General features: G+C 66.7%; 16 protein-coding genes. 4 read left to right on the top strand and 12 right to left on the bottom strand.

Annotated elements, in window-relative coordinates; genetic code table 11:
- Window positions 1-67: 67 nt before the first annotated feature.
- Entirely contained in the window at window positions 68-1,459 is a 1,392-nt protein-coding gene (locus ACUDCK_RS07575) for an L-serine ammonia-lyase (protein ID WP_054501403.1), read from the bottom strand.
- A gap of 175 nt (window positions 1,460-1,634) precedes the next feature.
- On the opposite strand from ACUDCK_RS07575, the gene ACUDCK_RS07570 reads away from it, so the two are divergent.
- The gene (locus tag ACUDCK_RS07570; RefSeq protein WP_175168300.1) at window positions 1,635-3,296 is read left to right on the top strand and encodes a Na/Pi cotransporter family protein; all 1,662 of its coding nucleotides are present in this window, start codon (window positions 1,635-1,637) and stop codon (window positions 3,294-3,296) included.
- A gap of 603 nt (window positions 3,297-3,899) precedes the next feature.
- Here ACUDCK_RS07570 and ACUDCK_RS07565 read toward each other — a convergent pair.
- The 4 genes from ACUDCK_RS07565 to polA form a co-directional block, all read right to left on the bottom strand.
- The gene (locus tag ACUDCK_RS07565) at window positions 3,900-4,886 is read right to left on the bottom strand and encodes an IS110 family transposase (RefSeq protein WP_116793657.1); all 987 of its coding nucleotides are present in this window, start codon (window positions 4,884-4,886) and stop codon (window positions 3,900-3,902) included.
- A gap of 400 nt (window positions 4,887-5,286) precedes the next feature.
- Window positions 5,287-6,075 (bottom strand): dienelactone hydrolase family protein, encoded by a 789-nt coding sequence (locus ACUDCK_RS07560; RefSeq protein WP_054501405.1) that lies wholly within the window; start codon window positions 6,073-6,075, stop codon window positions 5,287-5,289.
- Window positions 6,076-6,192: 117 nt separating this feature from the next.
- The gene (locus tag ACUDCK_RS07555; RefSeq protein ID WP_064526897.1) at window positions 6,193-7,026 is read right to left on the bottom strand and encodes a ZIP family metal transporter; all 834 of its coding nucleotides are present in this window, start codon (window positions 7,024-7,026) and stop codon (window positions 6,193-6,195) included.
- Window positions 7,027-7,181: 155 nt separating this feature from the next.
- Window positions 7,182-9,899 carry a DNA polymerase I gene (gene polA, locus ACUDCK_RS07550; protein WP_175167630.1) on the bottom strand — a complete coding sequence of 906 codons (2,718 nt, stop codon included), beginning with the start codon at window positions 9,897-9,899 and terminating at the stop codon, window positions 7,182-7,184.
- On the opposite strand from polA, the gene ACUDCK_RS07545 reads away from it, so the two are divergent.
- A complete protein-coding gene (locus ACUDCK_RS07545) occupies window positions 9,898-10,602 on the top strand; it encodes an LOG family protein (RefSeq protein WP_445343850.1) in 705 nt (234 codons plus the stop codon). The two genes, polA and ACUDCK_RS07545, sit on opposite strands and share 2 nt — an antisense overlap.
- 69 nt (window positions 10,603-10,671) lie before the next feature.
- Here the strand turns inward: ACUDCK_RS07545 and ACUDCK_RS07540 are convergent, their stop codons facing one another.
- A complete protein-coding gene (locus tag ACUDCK_RS07540; protein WP_054501409.1) occupies window positions 10,672-12,096 on the bottom strand; it encodes a M20 family metallopeptidase in 1,425 nt (474 codons plus the stop codon).
- A 70-nt stretch (window positions 12,097-12,166) separates the two neighbouring features.
- Window positions 12,167-13,150 carry a Bug family tripartite tricarboxylate transporter substrate binding protein gene (locus ACUDCK_RS07535; protein ID WP_054501410.1) on the bottom strand — a complete coding sequence of 328 codons (984 nt, stop codon included), beginning with the start codon at window positions 13,148-13,150 and terminating at the stop codon, window positions 12,167-12,169.
- 133 nt (window positions 13,151-13,283) lie between these two features.
- Between ACUDCK_RS07535 and ACUDCK_RS07530 the strand changes: the two genes are divergently transcribed.
- Window positions 13,284-14,228 carry a LysR family transcriptional regulator gene (locus ACUDCK_RS07530; RefSeq protein ID WP_054501411.1) on the top strand — a complete coding sequence of 315 codons (945 nt, stop codon included), beginning with the start codon at window positions 13,284-13,286 and terminating at the stop codon, window positions 14,226-14,228.
- A 19-nt stretch (window positions 14,229-14,247) separates the two neighbouring features.
- On the opposite strand, the gene ACUDCK_RS07525 is transcribed toward ACUDCK_RS07530, so the two are convergent.
- Window positions 14,248-15,108 (bottom strand): LysR family transcriptional regulator, encoded by an 861-nt coding sequence (locus ACUDCK_RS07525; protein ID WP_054501412.1) that lies wholly within the window; start codon window positions 15,106-15,108, stop codon window positions 14,248-14,250.
- 106 nt (window positions 15,109-15,214) lie between these two features.
- Here ACUDCK_RS07525 and ACUDCK_RS07520 point away from each other — a divergent pair, with 106 nt between their 5' ends.
- Entirely contained in the window at window positions 15,215-15,607 is a 393-nt protein-coding gene (locus tag ACUDCK_RS07520) for a tautomerase family protein (protein ID WP_054501413.1), read from the top strand.
- Window positions 15,608-15,788: 181 nt separating this feature from the next.
- Here ACUDCK_RS07520 and typA read toward each other — a convergent pair whose 3' ends face one another.
- Genes typA through infB form a run of 4 tightly spaced genes read right to left on the bottom strand, consistent with a single transcriptional unit; the run spans window position 15,789 to window position 21,873 of the window.
- Entirely contained in the window at window positions 15,789-17,612 is a 1,824-nt protein-coding gene (typA, locus tag ACUDCK_RS07515; protein WP_175167629.1) for a translational GTPase TypA, read from the bottom strand.
- The gene (truB, locus tag ACUDCK_RS07510) at window positions 17,609-18,358 is read right to left on the bottom strand and encodes a tRNA pseudouridine(55) synthase TruB (RefSeq protein WP_006388334.1); all 750 of its coding nucleotides are present in this window, start codon (window positions 18,356-18,358) and stop codon (window positions 17,609-17,611) included. The genes typA and truB overlap by 4 nt, the downstream gene beginning before the upstream one ends.
- 39 nt (window positions 18,359-18,397) lie before the next feature.
- Entirely contained in the window at window positions 18,398-18,799 is a 402-nt protein-coding gene (gene rbfA / locus ACUDCK_RS07505) for a 30S ribosome-binding factor RbfA (RefSeq protein WP_006388333.1), read from the bottom strand.
- Window positions 18,800-18,822: 23 nt separating this feature from the next.
- Window positions 18,823-21,873 carry a translation initiation factor IF-2 gene (infB, locus tag ACUDCK_RS07500; RefSeq protein WP_445659300.1) on the bottom strand — a complete coding sequence of 1,017 codons (3,051 nt, stop codon included), beginning with the start codon at window positions 21,871-21,873 and terminating at the stop codon, window positions 18,823-18,825.
- Window positions 21,874-21,909: the final 36 nt, after the last annotated feature.

Below are 21,909 nucleotides of genomic sequence, written 5' to 3'. Positions count from 1 at the left end.
AGGCGGCTCGGCAATGAAAAAAGCCCCTTGAGCGATCAAGGGGCTTTTTGTTGGGAGCGGACCCGCCTCAGCACTCGACGATGTTCACCGCCAGGCCGCCGCGCGCCGTTTCCTTGTACTTGGTCTTCATGTCGGCGCCGGTCTCGCGCATGGTCTTGATGACCGAATCCAGCGACACGTAGTGCTGGCCGTCGCCGCGCAGCGCCATGCGGGCCGCGTTGACCGCCTTGATCGAGGCCATCGCGTTGCGTTCGATACAGGGAATCTGCACCAGCCCGCCGACCGGATCGCAGGTCAGACCCAGGTTGTGCTCCATGCCGATCTCGGCCGCGTTCTCGACCTGCTCGACCGAGCCGCCCAGCGCCGCGGCCAGGCCGCCGGCCGCCATCGAACAGGCCACGCCGACCTCGCCCTGGCAGCCGACTTCGGCGCCGGACAGCGAGGCGTTGTACTTGTACAGCAGGCCCACCGCCGCCGCGGTCAGCAGGAAGTCGCGCACGCCCTCGCGGTTGGAACCGGGGACAAAACGGTCGTAGTAGTGCAGCACCGCCGGGATGATGCCCGCGGCCCCGTTGGTGGGCGCCGTCACCACCCGTCCGCCGGCGGCGTTTTCCTCGTTCACCGCCATGGCGTACAGGTTGACCCAGTCCATCACCGACAGCGGATCGGACAGCGTGCGCTCGGCCCGTTGGGTCAGGTTGCGGTACAGCTCGGGGGCGCGGCGGCGCACCCGCAGCGGACCCGGCAGTTCGCCATCGGCTTCGGGGTAATTGATGCCACAGCCGCGCGACACGCAGTCCTGCATCACCTGCCAGATGCGGTCCAGCCCGCCCGCGACCTCGCCGGCCTCGCGCCAGGTCAGCTCGTTCTTCATCATGAGCTGTGCCACGCTCAGGCCGCTTTCGCGGCACATGGTCAGCAGTTCGCGGCCGGTGCGGAACGGGTACGGCAACTGGTCGTGCGCGGCGATGACCTGGCTGTTGGAGGCGCCCGCCGTCACCACGAAGCCGCCCCCCACCGACAGGTAGCGGGCCTCGCGCAGCGACTGCCCTTCAGCGTCGAAGGCGTGGAATTTCATGCCGTTCGGGTGCTCGGCCATGGCCTCGCGGCGGTAGAACATCATGTGTTCCTTTTCCACGAACGGCACCGGATAGTGGCCCAGCAGCGGCAGCTGGCGGCTGGCCCGCACCGACGCGATCATGCCGGCGATGGCGGCCGGGTCGACCGTATCGGGCGCCTCGCCCATCAAGCCCAGCAACACGCCCTTGTCGGTGCCGTGGCCCTTGCCGGTGGCGCCCAGCGAGCCATAGAGTTCGGCGCGCACGTTCGCCACCCGCGGCAGCAGGCCGTCGCGCTCCAGCCCTTGGGCGAACAACAAAGCGGCCCGCATGGGGCCGACGGTATGGGAACTCGACGGACCTATGCCTATTTTGAACAGATCGAAGACGGAAACGGCCACCGGAAATCCCCTGCATCCAAGAATGATCCGGCAATGATACGCGCAAGGTCCGGCCCTGCGCAGCAAAGCCCCGCGGGGCGTATGCTGTATTCACGGCACGGGTTTCCCCGCCCGCCCCGGCATGCGATCATTACAGAATTATTTCTTGTCATAAAAAGAATGGAACTGCCCCAGGATGTCCGGACTCATCACCCTGCTTGACTTCGCCGGCTACGTCGCCCTGCTGCTCTGGGGCGTGCACATGGTCCAGACGGGCGTGCAGCGCGCCTTCGGCGCCGCCCTGGGCGCCGCGCTGGGCCGCGCCCTTGGCACCCGCCTGCGAGCCTTCGCCGCTGGCCTCGGCATCACCGCCGCCCTGCAAAGCAGCACCGCCACCGGCCTCATGATCACCGGCTTCGCCGCTGGCGGCGTGGTCGGGCTGGTGCCGGCCCTGGCCGCCATGCTGGGCGCCAACGTCGGCACCACCCTCATCGTGCAGTTGCTGTCGTTCGACCTGACCTCGCTGGCGCCCATCCTGATCCTGGCAGGCGTCTGGATGTTCCGCCGCTATCCTCCGGGCCGCACCCGCGACCTGGGGCGGGTCTTCATCGGCCTGGGCCTGCTGCTGCTGTCGCTGCACCAACTGGTGGAACTGTTCGAGCCGTTCCAGACCGCCCCCATGCTGGGCATGATCCTGGACGCCCTGGCGACCCAGCCGGTCGCCGCAGTGCTACTGTCGGCCGCCTTCACCTGGGCCGCCCACTCCAGCGTCGCCGTTGTGGTGCTGGTCATGTCGCTGGCCAGCCACCACATGGTGGCGCCGCACGTCGCCTTCGCGCTGGTGCTGGGCGCCAATCTGGGCACCGCCATCAACCCCATGATCGAGGGCGTCACCGGCGACGACCCCGCGGCCCGCCGCCTGCCGCTGGGCAACCTGCTGACCCGCATCCTGGGCGTGCTGGCCGGACTGGTGCTGCTGCCTTGCCTGCAACCGCTGATGAGCGATATGTCCAGCGACCCGGCCCGCGCGGTCGCCAACTTCCACACGCTCTTCAACGCCGTCATCGCGCTGGCGTTCCTGCCGCTGCTGGCCCCCTACGCCGCCCTGCTTACCCGCTGGCTGCCCAAACGCACCGACCCCAACGACCCGTCCCGCCCCCAATACCTGGACGAATGGGCCCACGACGTGCCGGCAGTCGCCCTTGGCAACGCCGCCCGCGAAGCGCTGCGCATGGCCGATATGCTGCAGACACTGCTGCTGTACGCCCGCGCCGGCTTCAAGCGCGACAACCGCCACCGCATGGTGCAGGCGCGCCAACTGGACGCCGCCCTGGACAAGCTCGAAAGCGCCATCACCACTTACCTGGCCACGCTGGACCAGGAAAACATGACGCGCGACGACGTGCAGCGCATGGACGACATCCTCGCCTTCATCAGCAACATCGGCCACGCAGGCGACATCGCCCACCATGGCCTGCTCAGCCACATCGCCAAGCTGCGCAAGCAGGGCTGGACCTTCTCTCCCGAACAACGCGCCAGCCTCGACGACACGCTGGGCGAACTGATCGCCAACCAACGCCAGGCCGCCGCCCTCTTCGTCAACGACGACCTGCGCCAGGCCCGCGCCCTGGCCGGTGAAAAGTCGCGTTTCCGCACCATCGAAACGCAGGCGGCCGACGCCCACCTGCAGAAAATCAAGGGCGGTCAGGTCGACGCCGCCGAAGTCGGCGCCCTCTATCTCGACATCCTGCGCGACATGAAGGGCATCAACTCCCACCTGGTCGGCGCCGCCGCCTACCCCCTCCTGGCCCGCCACGGCGAACTCCTCCCCAGCCGGCTGCGCGAAGCGGGGAATTAGGGCCCCCACGCGGCGCGCTTCGCGCTTGCTGCCCCCCGAGGGGGCTGCCCCGCCTTCGGGCGGCCGGGCGGCGGGGCGGCCCCCACGCCGCGCACGCCTCGCGCGCTTGCTGCCCCCCGAGGGGGCTGCCCCGCCTTCGGGCGGCCGGGCGGCGGGGCGGCCCCCACGCCGCGCACGCCTCGCGCGCTTGCTGCCCCCCGAGGGGGCTGCCCCGCCTTCGATGCCCCACAATGGCTGCCAGCGAAGGGGCGACCCCGGCTTGAGGCACTTGTGTCACAAGGCGGCAGCGTGCCCACATGTGATCGCGCTCGCATCGTTCACCAACGCTATGTGGTAGGGCAACAAGTCTCTCTTCACGACACGCAGCCACCGAGCACACGCACCTCCGCCCGCGCGTAGCGAGCCAAGCCCCGACGCCCCACACCGCGTATGCCAGGATCGGCTGCCCGCGCAGCCGATCCTGGCGGGCCCCGCAAACCTCTCGCATGCCGCCGCGGTCCAGCAGCGCCCCATGCCTCGAAACCGGTAGCCCGGCGCGGGTGGCGCATGGGTGGGCGCGCCGTCAGATGCGCCCGGCGGAAACCGTAGATACCGTCTTGGCCGTCAAGTAGAAAAAGCGTAGTCAGGTCTGTAAGGCTGCCGCGTCTTGAGCACACCGAAGCACAGATGTACCACCTTGCGCATGCAAGCACCCAGCGCCGACATCTTGGTCTTGCCCGCCGCCAGCAGCCGTTGATATAACGCCCGCACATGGGGGTTGTGTTTGGAAGCAACAACGCCGGCCATATACACCTTGGCCCGTACATCAGCGGGACCTGCCTTGGACATGCGGCTGCGCCCGCGTAGCGACGTGCCCGACTGTCTCCGCACCGGCACCAGGCCTAGATATGCCGCCAGATCCTCGGCGCACTTGAACTGGTGCATGCGCATCACTCGCAGCATGGTTCTGGCCACCTTCGGGCCGACCCCGGGGATGGAGGACAACAGCTTGGTGTCGTCCTTCAGGTCAGGGTGCCGGTCGATGTGGTCATCGATGGCCTTCTCCAGGCGAGCGATCTCCTTGTCATAGAAGCTCAGGGTGTCACTGATCGAACGCTCCACCAGCTCCGAGGCCGAACTGGCCTCGATCTTCTCTTGGCGGTTCATCGTGCGCAGCCGATCCTTGGACAGCGCGTCCAGCTGGGTAATCAAGGCGCGTAGCTCGCGCACATGTGCCGGCGGGGGCTGCCAAGCACCAGGCCTCATCGCCACGCCATAACGAGCCAACACCAGGCTATCGAGTGCATCTGTCTTGGAGCGCATCGCCATTGCCCGACTGAAGTCGTGCACGCTGGCCGGGTTGGCGATCGACACCGCGATGCCGCCGTCATGCAGCGTCGTGGCGGCCTGCTCGTGATACGGGCCCGTGGCTTCCAGCACGGCATGGGCCTGGTCGGCTCCCACCCCGTGCTTGGCGCACCATCGAACCAGTTCGTGCACTCCGTCCCGACTATTAGGCACAACCTTGCTCTTGCGCTTGTCGTTCTCTGGATCCAGCAACAACGTGCAGTCCAGCTTCAGCTTGGAGACATCAATACCCAGATAGATCATCGTTCATACCCCCTCATACAAGAAAGTATGCCAACTGCGCCCACTTACCTTGTGCATGCAGGGTCAATCAGCCCTAGGCTACCGTCCAGTGTCCGCGATGGCGTCAGAGGTGAGAGACAGGGGTTTGGTCTACGGAACAGGGTTAAGTCCCTCGGGAGCCAAAGAAACTCACCTGCCTCTCATGGAATGGTAGCTAACCATCCCAGGGATCAAGATACAAGGGAGCCGAAGGCGGACGAGGTTGAGCACGGGGAAGTCCGGAGCGAAGGCTCCGGACCGCAATCGCAGGCGCGCCCACCCATGCGCCACCCGCGCCGGGCGGCCTACGAAAGCAACAACGCCCCAAAAAAAACCGCCACGCAAACGCGCAGCGGCTTCTCATGACGCCAAGAGCCCCCCCTCAAAGGTACCGCTTGAACCACTCAAGCATCCTCCCCCACCCATCCCTGGCCGCCTCCGCCTGATAATTCGCCCGGTAATCCGCCATGAATGCATGATCCGCCTGCGGATACACCACGAACTCCGACCGCCGGGCATTCTCATTGCCCGCCGCCAGCTTCGTCTTCATGATCTCGATATCCGACACCGGAATGCTGGCATCCTTGGCCCCATACAACCCCAGCACCGGCGCATGCAGGTCGTTCACCACATCGAACGCATAGCGCTTGATCAACGGACCATGCCCCGTGCTCAGCTTGCCGTACCAGGCCACGCCCACCTTCACGTTCGGATTGTGCGCCGCGTACATCCACGTCAGGCGCCCGCCCCAGCAGAACCCCGTCACCGCCACCCGCTTCGGGTCACCACCATGCTGCGCGGCCCACGCCACGCTGGCGTCCAGGTCGGCGAACACCTGTTCGTCGGGCACCTTGCTGACGATCTCGGCGATCAGCTTGGGAATGTCGGTATAGGTCGATGCATCGCCCTGGCGCTCGTACAGGTTTGCGGCCACGGCCAGGTAACCGGCCTTGGCCACGCGGCGGCAGATATCCTTGATGTGCTCGTGCACCCCGAAGATCTCCTGCACCACCAGCACCACGGGCAGGTCGCGCTTGCCCTCGGGGGCGGCGTAATAGGCGCTGATGGATCCATCGGCCACGGGCAACTGGAAATCCCCGTGAACCAGCCCCTGGGCGTCCGTGTGGATCACGGTGGGGGCGACGTTGCCGGCGGCGGCGGAAAAACTCATGGCGAACTCCTGTGTAGGGATCAACGCGGAGCCGGCGCGCCGCGGTTCGCCATCGGGGCGAGCGCGACAGGACCGGCCAGGATCGGAAGCAAAGCCGGGTATCGCGACCGCCACGCCTCAATGTGTGTGGACGTGCTCCGTGCGTGCCGCGCCGGCGCCCGTCTCGTGCTCATGCCCGTGATGCATCAGGGTCGTCACGCTGTAGATCAGCACGACACCCACGCCCACCAGCAGCAGTTGCGGCACCGCATCGGCCAGGGATACCCGTTCGTGCATCTGCGGCATCAGGTCGGCCACCGAGATGTAGAGGAAGCTGCTGGCGGCAACCACCAATACGTACGGCACCCAATCCTGGGCCTGCTGCAGCACGAAGTAACCTATTATGCCGCCCAAGGCTGAACACAAGCTGGTGAACAGGATCAGCGCGAAGGCGCGGCGCCGCGCCAGGCCGGCATTGAGCAGCACGACGAAGTCGCCCAGCTTGTGCGGCACTTCGTGCACGATGATCGAGGCCGCCGTCAGCACGCCCAGCAACGGATCGGTCAGGAAGGCCGCCGCCACCAGCACACCGTCGCACAGGTTGTGCAGCGAGCTGCCGATCAGGATCAGCACGCCTCCGCGTCCCGCCTCGTGCTGGTCATGACCATGATGATGGTGATGCCCGTCGCCCTCGTGGTGATGGCTGTGGCGCAGCAGCGCGATTTTCTCCAGCACGAAAAAACCGATCAGCGACGCCAGCATCAGCCCGAACAGCACATGGGCATCGGCCACCCCGCTTTCGAAGGCTTCCGGCAACAGGTGCAGCAACGCCACCGACAGCAGCACCCCCACCGACAGACTGACCATGTGATGCAGGTAATGGGCGAACACCTTGTAGGCCAGCCAACTGGCGACAAGGACGGCGATGAGGCCACCGGTGACGGTGGCAAGCAGGACCCAGAGCAGCAGCATTTGGGGGACGTATATGGTCAGGGGAAGCGCAACATTATATTGTTGCAGCCACAAAAGCGGAAATGGGCCGCCGGATCGCTGCGCGCCCCGAACGGCCCGATACGAGGGACTCCGGGACGAGCGGCGCTTCCCGAGCGCGCCGCTCGTCCCGGGGGTCAGTGCGCCTGTTCCCAGTTCTTCCCTACGCCCACCTCGGCCACCAGCGGCACGCGCAGCTCGGCCACGTTGCACATCAGCCGCGGCAGGGCTTCCTTGACCAGCTCCAGTTCCGAGTCGGGCGCTTCCAGCACCAGTTCATCGTGCACCTGCATGATCATGCGCGTCCGCAGCTTTTCGGCCTCGAGCCAGTCCTGCACCGCCACCATGGCCATCTTGATCAGGTCGGCCGCGGTGCCCTGCATCGGCGCGTTGATCGCCGCGCGCTCGGCGCCCTGCCGACGCGGGCCCGAGGCGCCGCGGATCTCCGGCAGTTGCAGGCGGCGTCCGAACACGGTCTCGACGTAGCCCTGCTCGCGCGCCACGCGGCGCGTGTTCTCCATGTACATCGCCACGCCGGGGTAGCGGGCGAAGTAGCGGTCGATATAGGCCTGCGCCGCGTCGCGCGTAATGCCCAGGTTCGACGCCAGGCCGAACACGCCCATGCCGTAGATCAGGCCGAAGTTGATGGCCTTGGCCGCGCGCCGCTGCTCGGAAGACACGTCCGCCAGCGACACGCCGAACACTTCCGAGGCCGTGGCACGATGGATGTCCTCGCCGGCGGCGAAGGCGCGCTGCAGATTGGCGTCGTCCGACACGTGCGCCATGATGCGCAGTTCGATCTGCGAATAGTCGGCCGACAGCAGCAGGCCCTGCTCGGCGACGAACGCCTCGCGCACCCGGCGCCCGGCTTCGGTGCGCACGGGGATGTTCTGCAGATTGGGATCGGACGAAGCCAGGCGGCCCGTGATGACCGCAGCCTGCGAGTAGTGAGTGTGCACGCGGCCGGTGGCAGGGTTGATCATGCGCGGCAGCTTGTCCGTGTAGGTGGACTTGAGCTTGGACAGCCCGCGGTACTCGAGCAGCACCTGCGGCAGCGGATAGTCCTGCGCCAGCTTGCTCAGCACTTCCTCGTCGGTCGACGGCGCGCCGCCCGCGGTCTTGCGCACCACCGGCAACTGCATGCGGCCGAACAGGATCTCGCCCAGTTGCTTGGGCGAATTCAGGTTGAAGGGCTGCCCGGCCAGTTCGTAGGCCTTCTGCTCGAGCTGCAGCATTTCCTGGCCCAGCTTGTGGCTCTGGCGGCCCAGTTCAGCGGCGTCGACCTTGACGCCATTGCGCTCGATCGTGGTCAGCACCGCCGACACCTGCATCTCCAGCAGGTAGATACGCTCCAGCCCGGCATCGGCCGCCACCTGCGGGCGCAGCACCCGGTGCAGTTGCAGCGTGAAGTCGGCATCCTCGGCGGCATAGTGGCCGGCCTTGTCCACCGCCACTTCATCGAAACCGATCTGCTTGGCGCCCTTGCCGCACAGGTCCTCATACGACACGCCGCTGCGGCCAAGGTAGCGCTGCGCCAGGTCGTTCAGGCCGACGCCGCGATGCGACTCCAGCACGTAGGCCTGCAGCATGGTGTCTTCGGCGATGCCCGCCAGGCGGATGCCTTCGTTGGCGAACACGTGCGTATCGTACTTGGCGTGGTGCAATAGCTTGGCGCACGAGGCGTCTTCCAGCCAAGGACGCAGGCGCGCCAGCACCTCGTCCTTGGGCAGTTGCGTCGCGCCGTCCGGGCCGTGGTGCGCAACGGGGATATAGCAGGCCACGCCCGGCGCCACCGCCATCGACAGGCCGACCAACTTGGCCTGCATCTCATCGAGCGACGTGGTCTCGGTGTCCAGCGCCACCAGCTCGGCGCCCTGCGCCAACGCCATCCAGGCGTCGAACGCCGCCCAGTCGGCGATGATGCGGTAATCCAGTTCCGTCGGCGCGGCCGGCACCTCGGCCGCCACCCTTGCATCGCCCGTCGGCACGCGCTCGGCGTCGCCAGTCAGGTCGCGCAGCCAGGTGCGGAAACCGTAGCGCTCGTACAGTTCCGTCAACGTCGCTTCGTCGCGGCCGCGCGGGGTCAGGTCGTCGACGCTGTCGACGTGGCCGGTCAGGTCACAGTCGCACTTCACCGTCAAAAGCTGGCGCGTCAGCGGGAAGTTGGGAATGGCTTCGCGCAGGTTGCTGCCGGCCACGCCCTTGATGCCCTCGGCGCCCTCGACCAGCTTGTCGATCGAGCCGAATTCGGTGATCCACTTGGCGGCCGTCTTGGGGCCGACCTTGGTCACGCCCGGCACGTTGTCGACGGTGTCGCCCACCAGCATCAGGTAATCGACGATGCGGTCCGGCGGCACGCCGAACTTGTTGACCACGCCAGCCTCGTCCAGCACCTCGCCGCTCATGGTGTTGACCAGCGTGACATGGCTGTTGACCAACTGCGCCAGGTCCTTGTCGCCGGTGGACACCACCGTGTGCACGCCGCGCTCGGCGGCGCGGCGGGCCAGCGTGCCGATCACATCATCGGCCTCGACGCCCTCGATCGCCAGCACCGGCCAGCCCAGCGCGCGCACGGCGCGATGGATGGGCTCGATCTGGGCGGCCAGATCTTCCGGCATGGGCGGGCGGTGCGACTTGTATTCCGGATACAGATCGTCCCGGAAGGTCTTGCCACGCGCATCGAAAATACATGCGGCATACTCTGCCTTATAGTCGGATACAAGCTTGCGCAACATATTGACCACGCCGTACAGCGCACCCGTAGGTTCGCCTTGCGCATTGCGCAAATCAGGCATAGCGTGAAAAGCGCGGTACAAGTAGCTTGAACCGTCGACCAGCAATAAGGTTTTTTTCATGGTTACAAAGGCAGATATGGCAACAACTGCGGCAACAATTGCGGCGACGCCCGCCGAAAAACAAATTCCGCTGATTATGTCAGAGATACGGACGGCGGCCGAAAAGCTCGCGAACATCGGGCCGGCGGTCAGTGTCTTTGGCAGTGCGCGCGTCAGCCGCAACTCCCCCCACTACGAAACCACCGTGGCAATCTCGGCCGCCCTGGCCGAGGCGGGATTTGCGGTCATCGCGGGCGGCGGCCCCGGCATCATGGAAGCCGCCAACAAGGGCGCGTTCGAAACCGGCGGCACCAGCATCGGGCTGAACATCAGCCTGCCGCACGAAGCGCACAACAACGAATATCAAACCATCAGTCTATCGTTTGAGTACTTTTTTTCACGCAAAGCCACCTTTTTCATGCACAGCTTCGCCTACGTGGCGATGCCGGGCGGCTTCGGCACCCTGGACGAGCTCTTCGAAGCGTTGACACTGATCCAGACCGGCAAAGTCCCGCCCGCGCCCATCGTGCTGGTGGGCAGCGAATACTGGTCAGGCCTGGTCGAATGGCTGGGGGGCCAGGTGCTCGGCAACGGCATGATCGGCGCGCATGACCTGGATCTTTTCATCATCGAGGACGATCCGCGCAAGGTCGTGCGCAAGGTGGTCGAGTTCCACCAGAAGGTCAGCACGGAAGCGCAATACGCGCCCTCGCTGCCGGCCTGACGGCCGCTGGCCGGGAAAGACGCACCCGGCAATGCCGGGCGGCCGCGAATCGCGGCCGCCCGCGCGCCTCTACTTGCGCATGAACGACGGCAGCACGTCCGCCGGAATCGGGCAGACATACGGCTGGCCGCGGCGCATTTCCAACAGCTCTTCCTTGGCGCGCGCCAGCGTCCCGGGCTGCCGATAGAGATCCGCCGCCGTGGCCGCGATGATCTTGGCCGCATGCACCATGCCCTTGTGCGCCAGCGACAACTTGCCCTGCGCCACCATCTGCCAGGAATGGAATGGCGTGCCGTAGGCATAGCAGGCGCCCCAGCACTGTGCCGTGGGCGTCACCCAACTGACGTCGCCGACGTCGGTCGAGCCATAGCTGATTTCATGCTTGCCGGGCTCGTAAGGCGCGACACCGCTGAACAGCGGCGTCGGATTGCGCAGCACCGCGCCCAGGTTCTTGCCGGCGTTGTCGATGTCGTCGGCCGAAATCGCGTCCCACATGCGGCGCGCAGCCTGCTGTTCGCCTTCTGTGTAGGCCGGGCCTTGCAGCGCCTGCATGTTGGCGTACATGACCTGGTTCAGCACGCCGTTGGGAATGTAGTTGGAGCAGGCCTTGTCGAACACGATCTCCAGTTCGCAACCGGTCATCAGCGCTGCGCCGCGGGCCACGTTCTTGACCCGTTCGTACAGCTCGGCGGCCTGCGAATTGATCGGCGCGCGCACCAGGTACAGCACCTCGGCGCGGGCCTGAACCACGTTGGGCGAGATGCCGCCGCTGTTGGTCACCGCGTAGTGCACCCGCGCGTCCGGCACCATGTGCTCGCGCAGGTAGTTCACGCCCACGTTCATCAGCTCCACCGCGTCCAGCGCGCTGCGGCCCAGGTGCGGCGAATTGGCCGCGTGCGCCGCCACGCCACGAAAGCGGAAATAGGCCTGGATATTGGCCAGCGACGACTGGTGGAAGATGCCGGTGTGCGAGGCCGGATGCCAGGTCAGCGCCGCGTCCAGGTCGTCGAACAGCCCGGCGCGCGCCATGAAGGTCTTGCCCGACCCGCCCTCCTCGGCCGGACAGCCATAGAAACGGATACGGCCCGGCAGGCCATTGCGCTCGAGGAATTCCTTGACCGCCACCGCGGCGAAATGCGCCGCCGTGCCCAGCAGGTGGTGGCCGCAACCGTGGCCGTTGCCATTGGGCGTTTCCGGCGACGGCTGGCAGGCATAGGCGCCGCTCTCCTGGCTCAGGCCCGACAGGGCGTCGTACTCGCCCAGGATGCCGATCACCGGGCCGCCGGCGCCCGCCTCGGCGACGAACGCCGTCGGAATGCCGGCCGCGTCGCGGGTAACGCGAAAGCCGGCCTCTTCCAGCATGGCGATGTGCAGTTCGGCCGATTTGTGCTCGTCATAGCGCAATTCGGCCAGGCTCCAGATGCGATCGCTCAACTCGGCGTAGCGGTCGCTGCGCGCGTCGATGAACGGGGCAAGAATATCGATGGCTCCCATCGTGTCTCCAGTGGCGGTCTACAGGATCTGGGGGCGCCGGCCACGGTACGTCGCCGGCGGCGGCAAAACGTCATTCGTCGAGCTTGATGGCGGCAGTTTCAATGATTTTGCGATTGGCGGCCAGCGTCTGCGCGATGCGCTGGGTGAATTCCTGCGGCGTGCCGGTATCAGGCTCGGCGCCGAGGGTGGCCAGCCGCTGCACCAGCGCCGGCTCGGCCAGCGCCCGGCGCACCGCGTCATTGAGACGCCGCACCACTGCGTCGGGCGTGCCCGCCGGCGCCACCAGGCCGAACCAGGTCTGGCCCAGCGCATTCAATTGCGGGTAGCCCAATTCGGCCAGCGTCGGCAGTTGCGGCAGGCCCGGCAATCGCGCGGGGGCGGCCACCGCGATCGGACGCAGCTTGCCGGCCTTGATCAAGGACTGGGCCGAGGCGTACTGGTCCTGCTGCACCTGCACCTCGCCGCCCACGGCGGCCGTCAATGCGGGGCCCATGCCCCGGTAGGGCACGTGCAACACCTCGACCTGGAGGTCCGCATTCATGGCCGCCAGGTTCAGGTGACCGAGCGATCCCACGCCGGGCGAACCGAAGGAATACTTGCCGGGATGTCCCCGCAATTCGGCCAGGAACTGTGCGAAATCCGTCGCGGGAAAGGCCGGGTTCACCATCCACACCACCGGCACGTTGGCCACCGAACCCACCGCCGTCAGTTGCTTTGCCGGATCGACGCGCGCCGTACCGTACAACAGCGGATTGACCGCCATGGTGCTGACGGTGGCCATGCCCAGCGTATAGCCATCGGGCTCGGCCCGCGCCACCGCCTCGGTGCCGATCAGGCCGCCGGCGCCGGCGCGGTTCTCCACCACCACGCTCTGGCCCAGTTCCTTGCGCAGGCCATCGGCCACCGCCCGCGCCAGGACATCGGTGGAACCGCCGGGAGCGAACGGCACGATCAGGCGCACCGGCTGCGAGGGATAGACGCCCTGCGCGTGCGCCAGGAACGAAACGCCGACCAGTGCGGCGCAGACGAAAGCATGCAACAGACGGGACTTCATGGAACGGCGAATCCTTGCGTGGAAACCGGTAGCCGGCGTCACGTCATTCTGGCCAGGGCATATCCTTATTTCAAATACATTAACGGACCCATATATTCGAATCTTGAATATCAAGATCCGGAATTCCACATCCATGGACGTCGCCCCCGCCACCCTGCTTGCCCGGCTGCTGGCCAAGGGACGCCTGCGCCACCTGCAACTGCTGGCCGGGGTTGCCGAACTGGGCAGCCTGCAGCAGGCCGCCGCTCAGATCGGCATGAGCCAGCCGGCCGCCACCCATGCCCTGGCGGACATCGAATCCCTGCTGGGCGTGGAGCTGTTCGAACGTCATGCGCGCGGCATGCGCGCCACCCGCTGCGGTCAATTGATGGCCGATTGCGCACGCGGCATGCTCACCTCGCTGCGCGCCTCGACCGACTCGGTCGCGGCCCTGCGCGGCGGCGCCTCCGGCAGCCTGCGCTTGGGCGCCATCCCGGCAGCGAGCAGCGGGCTGCTGGCGCAACACCTGCCCGCCTACATGCGCGCGCATCCGGGCCTGCAGGTGGACTTGCAGGAAGGCAGCCGCGAACAGTTGCTGCCGCTGGCGGCAGCGGGCAATCTGGACATGCTGCTGTGCCGGCGCCCGGAGGCGGTGCCGACCGGCCTGGACTTCGTGCCGCTGCAACGGGATGACGCCGTCATCGTCGCCACGCCCGGCCACCCATTGCTCGCCAGCGACACCGCGCCGACATTGGCGCAGGTCGCCACCCAGCTCTGGATCCGGCCCCGCCCGGAACTGGCGATCCACGCCGTCTTCACCGCTTTCTTCGAACGCGCCGACGTGGTCCCGCGGCTATGCCGCCTGGCCAGCGCCGCGCCGCCCATGCCACTGCTGATCGCCGTCATGCAGGCACAGCAGGCGCTGGCCATGGTGCCGCTGACGCTGGCCGGCTGGTATCTGCAACATGGCCATTTTCAGCGCGTGCGGATCGAATCACCGGGCGCCTTCCAGCCCATCGGCGCCATCGTCGGACAGGCAGGTCCGGGCCGCGACTTTCTGCACTGGCTGATGCGCGCCCCGCAACAAACAGCCTCCTGACCGCCGTCTCCAGACTGGCTCACCGCAGCGCCCGCTCGATCGCCTCGCGCGCCTGGCCGATAAAGGCATCTTCGCCCGGCCGCGCCGGCAACAGTCGGAATTCGACGTCGGGCAATGGCGGCAGGCCGGGCGCCTGCAGGCGGCCGATGCCTGGCGCCAGCGCCGACTCGTTCAGGCAGGCCACGCCCAGCCCCGCACCGATCGCCAGTTGCAACCCCGCGACGCCCGAGGCCACGTGCGCCACCGCGTAGGGCACGGCGCGCCGCGCCAGCAACCGCTCGGCGTACTGGCGCAACGCGCAGGTCTCGGGCAGCGCCAGCAACGGCAACGGCTCCGGCGGCGCCGGCGCGCCCTCGGCCCCCATCCACAGCAGCGACTCACGCCGCAGCAAGGGTCCCAACGCCCGCCCTTTCGACGCGCCGCGCTCCAGGATCACCATCGAGATGCCGACATCGACTTCGCCGCGTTCGTAAGCGGCCTCGATCGCGCCGCTTTTCATGATGGTGACGTGCATGCGCACCTGGGGATACTGCTCGTTCAGGCGACGCAGCAGACGCGCCACGTCGCCAGGCCGGAAGTAGTCGGTGATGCACAGCCGCAACTCTCCACGCAGCGCCACGCCGCGCAGGTCGCGGTAGGCTTCGTCGCTGAGCGCCAGGATGGCGCGCGCATGCGCCAGCAGGCGTTCGCCGGCGGGGGTGGCAACCACGCCAGACTTGCCGCGTATCAGTAGCGGCTGGCCAGCCCGCTCCTCCAGCTTGCGCATCTGCTCGCTGACGGATGACTGCGACAGGAACACCTTGGGCGCGGCCGCCGTCAGGCTGCCCGCATCCAGCACGGCCACCAACGTTCGCAACTGGTCGAGATCGAATCCGGACATGGCTTATCCAACGGCTTAAACGATGGAAGGAATCGTAAATTCCCGCTTTTCCGATGTCAATGCCGTCCCTACACTGGCTCCATTCCCCTCACCCAAGGAGCCTGTCATGCCCCACATCGTCGTCCACGTTTCCGGCCAGCCCGACGCCGCCCGCAACCGCCGCCTCGTCGATTCGGTCGTCGGCCTGACCCAGTCGGTGCTCGGCAAGAAGCTGCCCGTCATCGCCGTCACGCTGCAGCACATCCCCCACGACCAATGGTTCATCGGCGCGCGCCCGCTGTCGGAACTGGGCAGGAACGCCTTCCACCTGGACATCAGCGTCACCGACGAGACCAACACCAAGGCCGAGAAAGCCCGCTTCATCCAGGAAATCTACGCAGCCTTCGGCGAGATCCTTGGCGAGCTGCACGAATGTTCCTACGTGCACGTGATCGACGCGCGCGCGGCGGCCTATGGCTATGGCGGCAAGACGCAGGAATACCGGCACCAGCACGCCTGATGCCGCGTGCCGGCGCACGGGCGGCCGCCGCTGCGCCGCCTGGTCGGCAGCGTGTACGCCGTCGACCGCTTGAACAGCGCCACCGGCAAGCCCGCGGCCACGAATGAAAAAAAGCCGCGCACCCCGAAGGGTGTGCGGCTTTCCGATTGCCAGGCGCGCGGGGCCTGAACCCCGCCTCGCCTTACACGGCGGATTCGCGTGCGGCGCGCTTGCGGTCGTTTTCCTGCAGGTGACGCTTGCGCAGACGGATCGACTTGGGCGTGATTTCGACCAGTTCGTCGTCGTCGATGAATTCCACGGCGTATTCCAGCGACATCTGGATCGGCGGCACCAGGCGCACGGCTTCGTCGGTGCCCGAGGCGCGCACGTTGGTCAGCTGCTTGCCCTTGATCGGGTTCACGACCAGGTCGTTGTCACGGCTGTGGATGCCGATGATCATGCCTTCGTACAGCGCATCGCCCGGGTTCACGAACATGCGGCCGCGATCCTGCAGCTTCCACAGCGCGTAGGCCACGGCGTCGCCGTTGTCCTGGCTGATCAGCACGCCGTTGCGGCGCTCGCCGATCGAGCCTTCCTTGATGGGCGCGTATTCGTGGAAGATGTGGCTCATCAGGCCGGTGCCGCGCGTCAGCGTCAGGAACTCGTTCTGGAAGCCGATCAGGCCACGGGCCGGAATCAGGTATTCCAGGCGGGTGCGGCCGCGGCCGTCCGGCTGCATGTCCTGCAGGTCGCCCTTGCGGCGGCCCAGTTCTTCCATCACGCCGCCCTGGTGGGCGTCTTCGACGTCGATGGTCAGCGACTCGAACGGCTCGCACTTGACGCCGTCGACTTCCTTGAACACCACGCGCGGACGCGACACGGCCAGCTCGTAGCCTTCGCGGCGCATCGTTTCCAGCAGGATCGTCAGGTGCAGTTCGCCGCGGCCCGACACTTCGAACACGGTGTCGTCGCCGGTGTCGCGCACGCGCAGCGCCACGTTCGACTTCAGCTCGCGGTCCAGGCGGTCGCGCAGTTGGCGGCTGGTGACGAACTTGCCTTCACGGCCCGCCAGCGGCGAGGTGTTGACCATGAAGTTCATGGTCAGCGTCGGCTCGTCGATGCGCAGCATCGGCAGCACGTCCTGCGTCACGGGGTCGGTCACGGTGCAGCCGATGCCCAGGTCTTCGATACCGTTGATCAGCACGATGTCGCCGGCTTCGGCTTCATCCACCACGATGCGCTCCAGGCCATGGAACTTCAGCACCTGGTTGATGCGGCCGCGGCCGCCCTGGCCCTCGGGACCGAACTTGTAGGCCACTTCCATGCCGGGACGCATGCGGCCGCGGTTGATGCGGCCCACGCCGATCTTGCCGACGTAGCTGTTGTAGTCCAGCGAGATGATCTGCATCTGCAGCGGGCCGTTGGGATCGTCGTCGCGCTGCGGCACGTGCTGCAGGATGGCTTCGAACAGGGGGCGCATGTCGCCTTCGCGCACGTCCGGGGTCAGGCCGGCGTAGCCGGACAGGCCCGAGGCGTACACCACCGGGAAGTCCAGTTGCTCGTCGGTCGCGCCCAGCTTGTCGAACAGGTCGAAGGTGGCGTTAATGACGAAGTCGGTGCGGGCGCCCGGACGGTCGACCTTGTTGACCACCACGATGGGCTTGAGGCCCAGGGCCAGCGCCTTGCGGGTCACGAAGATGGTCTGCGGCATCGGGCCTTCGACGGCATCGACCAGCAGCAGCACGCCGTCGACCATCGACAGCACGCGCTCGACTTCGCCACCGAAGTCCGCGTGCCCCGGGGTGTCGACGATGTTGATGTGCGTGCCTTCGTATTCAACGGCACAGTTCTTGGCCAGAATCGTGATGCCGCGTTCTTTTTCCAGGTCGTTCGAGTCCATGACCCGTTCGGTCAGCGCCTGGTTTTCGCGGAAGGTGCCGGATTGGCGCAGCAGCTGGTCGACCAGGGTGGTTTTACCGTGGTCCACGTGGGCGATGATGGCGACGTTGCGCAAGGCGCGAGTCATAGCGAGTCCTTTAAGGTGGTGGCGGGCAGCAAGCCCGCCGGCAATTCGTTCAGTGCAAGCAATGCCTGCTTCGGGTCTGGCATCGCCTGCAAGGCATCCAGCGCAACGGCGCGTTCCAGAGAAAATGGCCCGACGTGCGTGCGCCGCAGCGCCGCCAGGTGGGCGTAACAGCCCAGCGCGCGCCCGATGTCCTGGGCCAGCGTCCGGATGTATGTGCCTTTACTGCAAGCCACATCGATCTCTGCCTGCGTCCCGTTCAGGGACAGCAGCTCGATGCGGTAAATCGTAATCTGCCGCGGCGGGCGTTCCAGCTCGATGCCGGCCCGCGCGTATTCGTACAGCGGCTTGCCGTCGCGCTTGAGCGCCGAATACATGGGCGGAATCTGCTCGATCGTGCCCGAGAAACGTGACAGCGCATCGCGCAGCGCCTGTTCCTCGACCACGAAGCCGGGCGCGGCGGTAGCCACCACGTTGCCGGTCAGGTCGCCGGAATCGGTTTCCTCGCCAAATTGCAGCGTAGCGCGATAAGCCTTGTCGGCGTCAAGCATCGCGCCGGAAATCTTGGTTGCCCGGCCCATGCAGCACACCAGCAGGCCGGTGGCGAAGGGGTCGAGGGTGCCGGTATGGCCGGCTTTCGCCGCGTCCATGGCACGCTTGGCGCGTTGCAAGGCGTGGTTGCTCGACAAACCTACGGGTTTGTCGAGCAACAGCACACCGTCGAGCGCAAGCCCGCGTCGTTTAGCCATCGTCGGAATCCGGAAATTAAAGCAGTGACGACAGCCCGATCAGGACTGGTCTTCAGGTTCGTCGGGCACGCCCGAGTGCGGGCCGGGCCGGTTTGCGCGGTCGATGAGGATCGACATTTCGATACCACGGGCAATCTGCTCGTCGTGGAAGAAGCGCAAAGTGGGGACAGTATGAATGTGCAGCAGCTTGTATAGCTGGGAATGCAGCCAGCCGGCCTTCTCGTTCAGCAAGGCGGTCGCGGCCTCGGGCTCGGCGCCCAGGACCGTGAAATACACCTTGGCATGCGCGTAGTCGGTCGACAGTTCCACACCGGAGAGCGTGATCAAGCCAGCGCGGGTCGTGTCGATCTCGCGCTGGATGATCCCGGCCAGATCCTTCTGGATCTGGTCGGCCAGTCGCAGATTGCGACCGGGGATGGCTTTGGACTTGTGACGGCTCATTAGAAGCAATGCCTCGCGACGCCTTACAGCGTACGCGCGATTTCCTTGATTTCAAAGACTTCCAGTTGGTCGCCCACCTGGATGTCGTTGTTGCCGCGCAGCGTAAGACCGCAATCGAAGCCCGACTTGACTTCCTTGACGTCGTCCTTGAAGCGGCGCAGCGAATCGAGCTGGCCGGTCCACTGGACCACGTTGTTGCGCAGCAGGCGGACCTGCGAATCGCGACGCACCAGGCCGTCGAGCACCATGCAACCGGCGATGTTGCCGATGCGGGAGATGCTGTAGACCTCGCGGATCTCGACCAGGCCGATGACTTCTTCCTTCTTCTCGGGCGCCAACATGCCCGACATGGCTGCCTTCACTTCGTCCACGGCGTCGTAGATGATGTTGTAGTAGCGCACGTCGATGCCGTTGGTCTCGGCCAGCTTCTTGGCGCTGGCTTCGGCGCGGACGTTGAAGCCGATCACCACGGCGTTCGAGGCGATCGCCAGGTTGATGTCGCTTTCCGAGATGCCGCCCACGGCCGCGTGCACCACTTGCACGCGGACTTCGTCGGTCGACAGCTTGGTCAGCGACTGCACCAGCGCTTCCTGCGAACCCTGGACGTCGGTCTTGACGATCAGCGCCAGGGTCTGGGTGCCTTCGCCCAGGTTGTCGAACATCGATTCCAGCTTGGCGGCCTGTTGGCGGGCCAGCTTGACGTCGCGGAACTTGCCCTGGCGGAACAGCGCGATTTCGCGCGCCTTGCGCTCGTCGGACAGCACCATCAGTTCGTCGCCGGCGGCCGGCACTTCGGTCAGGCCCTGGATTTCCACCGGGATCGACGGACCGGCGGCCTGGATCGGCTTGCCGTTCTCGTCGAGCATGGCGCGCACGCGGCCGAAGCTGGCGCCAGCCAGCACCACGTCGCCACGGTTCAGCGTGCCGCTCTGGACCAGGATGGTCGCGACCGGGCCGCGGCCCTTGTCCAGGCGGGCTTCGATCACCAGGCCCTTGGCGGGCGCGTCGACCGGCGCCTTCAGTTCCAGCAGTTCGGCTTGCAGCAGCACGTTCTCGAGCAGCGCGTCGATGCCCTCGCCGGTCTTGGCCGACACCGGCACGAACGGCACATCGCCGCCGTATTCTTCCGGCACCACTTCCTCGGCGACCAGTTCCTGCTTGACGCGCTCGGGGTTGGCGCTGGGCTTGTCGATCTTGGTCATGGCCACCACCATCGGCACGCCCGCGGCCTTGGCATGGTGGATGGCTTCACGCGTCTGCGGCATCACGCCGTCGTCGGCCGCGCAGACCAGGATGACGATGTCGGTGGCCTTGGCGCCACGGGCACGCATGGCGGTGAACGCCTCGTGGCCCGGGGTATCCAGGAAGGTCACCATGCCACGCTCGGTTTCCACATGGTAGGCGCCGATGTGCTGCGTAATGCCGCCGGCTTCGCCCGCGGCGACCTTGGCGCGGCGGATGTAGTCCAGCAGCGAGGTCTTGCCGTGGTCGACGTGGCCCATCACGGTCACGACCGGGGCGCGCGGCAGTTGTTCGGCTTCCGACACGCTCGCGGTTTCGTCCAGGAAGGCTTCCGGGTCGTCGAGCTTGGCGGCGATCGCCACGTGGCCCAGTTCCTCGACCACGATCATCGCGGTTTCCTGGTCCAGCACCTGGTTGATGGTGACCATCTGGCCCAGCTTCATCAATTGCTTGATGACCTCGGCAGCCTTGACGGACATCTTGTGGGCCAGGTCGGCCACGCTGATGGTTTCCGGCACGTGCACTTCACGCGCGATGAATTCCTGCGGCGCGGGCTCGTTGCGGCGGTCGTTCTGCTGGTTGCGGCCACCACGGCCGCCACTCTTGCCACCGCCCTTGCCGCCGGCACGCCAGCCGTCGCGGCTGGCCGGCGCCGCCGGCTTGTCGGCCGGCTTCTTGCGCGACGCGTCATCCGACCACGTCGAAGCGACTTCGGCGGTCTTGATGGTCTTCTTGGTGCCGGGCGCGGCGGGCTTGGCATCCTTCTTGGCGCCAAGCGCGGCAGCGCCCTTGCCCGCCGGCTTGTGCAGCGTGCCCGAAATCGGGGCGGCCGCGGCGGCGGGCGCTTCCGGTTCGGGAGCGCGCAGCACCTTGCGCGGACGGTTCAGCATCTCGCGCAGGGCGGCGGCTTCGGCCTCGGCGGCACGGCGGGCCTCGTCGCGGCCAGCGCCGGTGGCGGAGGCGGCGAGCGGCGGGCCGGCGCGGCGGTTGTCGGCGCGATTCCCGACCTTGGCGGCGGGCGCAGCGGACTCGACCGGCTTGGCGGCGGATTTCACGGGTTCAGACTTCGCGGCAGGCGGCACCTGGGCGACAGGCGCGGCGGCCTGAGAGGACGATGGTTCGGACTTATTGGCTAGCACAACGGGTTCCGGCTTGGCTTCTTCAGCCTTGGGCTCGGTGGATTCAGTCTTGACTTCGGGCTTGGCCTCTTCGGCCACGGGCTCGGCAGGAGCAGGCGCCGGCGTCGGTTCCGGTTCAGGCTGGGCCTGGACTTCGGCGGCGGGAGCCGCAACGGGGGCGGGCACTTCGGCCGCGACGGGTTCAACAGGCGCGGCCGCTTCTACCGGTGCGGGCGCTTCGACAGCAGCGGGCTCTTGCACCGGGGCAGGAGCCGGCGCCTGGACGGGCGTGGCTTCGCGCGGTTCGGCCGGCTTGGCCGCTTCGGGCACGACGGGTGCGGACACCGGCTGTGCTTCCTCGACGGACGATTCTTCCTCAGCGCGGGCGCTGGCGGCCTGCTCCAGGGCGATTTCGGAGGGATCACGCTTGACGAACACGCGCTTCTTGCGAACCTCGACCTGGATGGTGCGCGAGCGGCCGGTGGCATCTGCCTGGCGGATCTCGGAGGTCTGGCGGCGCGTCAGGGTGATCTTCTTGCCTTCGGTCGCGCCGTGGGCGCGACGCAGCGATTCGAGCAATTTCGCCTTGTCGCTGTCGGTGACGGAATCGTCCACCGATTTGAGGTCAACGCCAGCCGAGCGCAGCTGTTCCAGCAGCACATTGGCAGGCATTTTCAGCTCGGTAGCGAACTGGGCGACGGTGTTACTCGACATTAGGCTCTCTCTTCCCTATATGCAGCTATTACAAAC

This window comes from Achromobacter sp. CF-sbj1-Ac2-l, from assembly GCF_052698165.1.
Note: the sequence above shows the minus strand (reverse complement) of the source record. Positions and strands in the feature narration are given on the sequence as shown.

Coding starts and splice junctions, on each gene's coding strand:
- ACUDCK_RS07570 (WP_175168300.1), top strand. CDS start 1,635: ATGTCCGGACTCATCACCCTGCTTGACTTCGCCGGCTACGTCGCCCTG.
- ACUDCK_RS07565 (WP_116793657.1), bottom strand. CDS start 4,886: ATGATCTATCTGGGTATTGATGTCTCCAAGCTGAAGCTGGACTGCACG.
- ACUDCK_RS07560 (WP_054501405.1), bottom strand. CDS start 6,075: ATGAGTTTTTCCGCCGCCGCCGGCAACGTCGCCCCCACCGTGATCCAC.
- ACUDCK_RS07555 (WP_064526897.1), bottom strand. CDS start 7,026: ATGCTGCTGCTCTGGGTCCTGCTTGCCACCGTCACCGGTGGCCTCATC.
- ACUDCK_RS07545 (WP_445343850.1), top strand. CDS start 9,898: ATGGTTACAAAGGCAGATATGGCAACAACTGCGGCAACAATTGCGGCG.
- polA (WP_175167630.1), bottom strand. CDS start 9,899: ATGAAAAAAACCTTATTGCTGGTCGACGGTTCAAGCTACTTGTACCGC.
- ACUDCK_RS07540 (WP_054501409.1), bottom strand. CDS start 12,096: ATGGGAGCCATCGATATTCTTGCCCCGTTCATCGACGCGCGCAGCGAC.
- ACUDCK_RS07535 (WP_054501410.1), bottom strand. CDS start 13,150: ATGAAGTCCCGTCTGTTGCATGCTTTCGTCTGCGCCGCACTGGTCGGC.
- ACUDCK_RS07530 (WP_054501411.1), top strand. CDS start 13,284: ATGGACGTCGCCCCCGCCACCCTGCTTGCCCGGCTGCTGGCCAAGGGA.
- ACUDCK_RS07525 (WP_054501412.1), bottom strand. CDS start 15,108: ATGTCCGGATTCGATCTCGACCAGTTGCGAACGTTGGTGGCCGTGCTG.
- ACUDCK_RS07520 (WP_054501413.1), top strand. CDS start 15,215: ATGCCCCACATCGTCGTCCACGTTTCCGGCCAGCCCGACGCCGCCCGC.
- typA (WP_175167629.1), bottom strand. CDS start 17,612: ATGACTCGCGCCTTGCGCAACGTCGCCATCATCGCCCACGTGGACCAC.
- truB (WP_006388334.1), bottom strand. CDS start 18,358: ATGGCTAAACGACGCGGGCTTGCGCTCGACGGTGTGCTGTTGCTCGAC.
- rbfA (WP_006388333.1), bottom strand. CDS start 18,799: ATGAGCCGTCACAAGTCCAAAGCCATCCCCGGTCGCAATCTGCGACTG.
- infB (WP_445659300.1), bottom strand. CDS start 21,873: ATGTCGAGTAACACCGTCGCCCAGTTCGCTACCGAGCTGAAAATGCCT.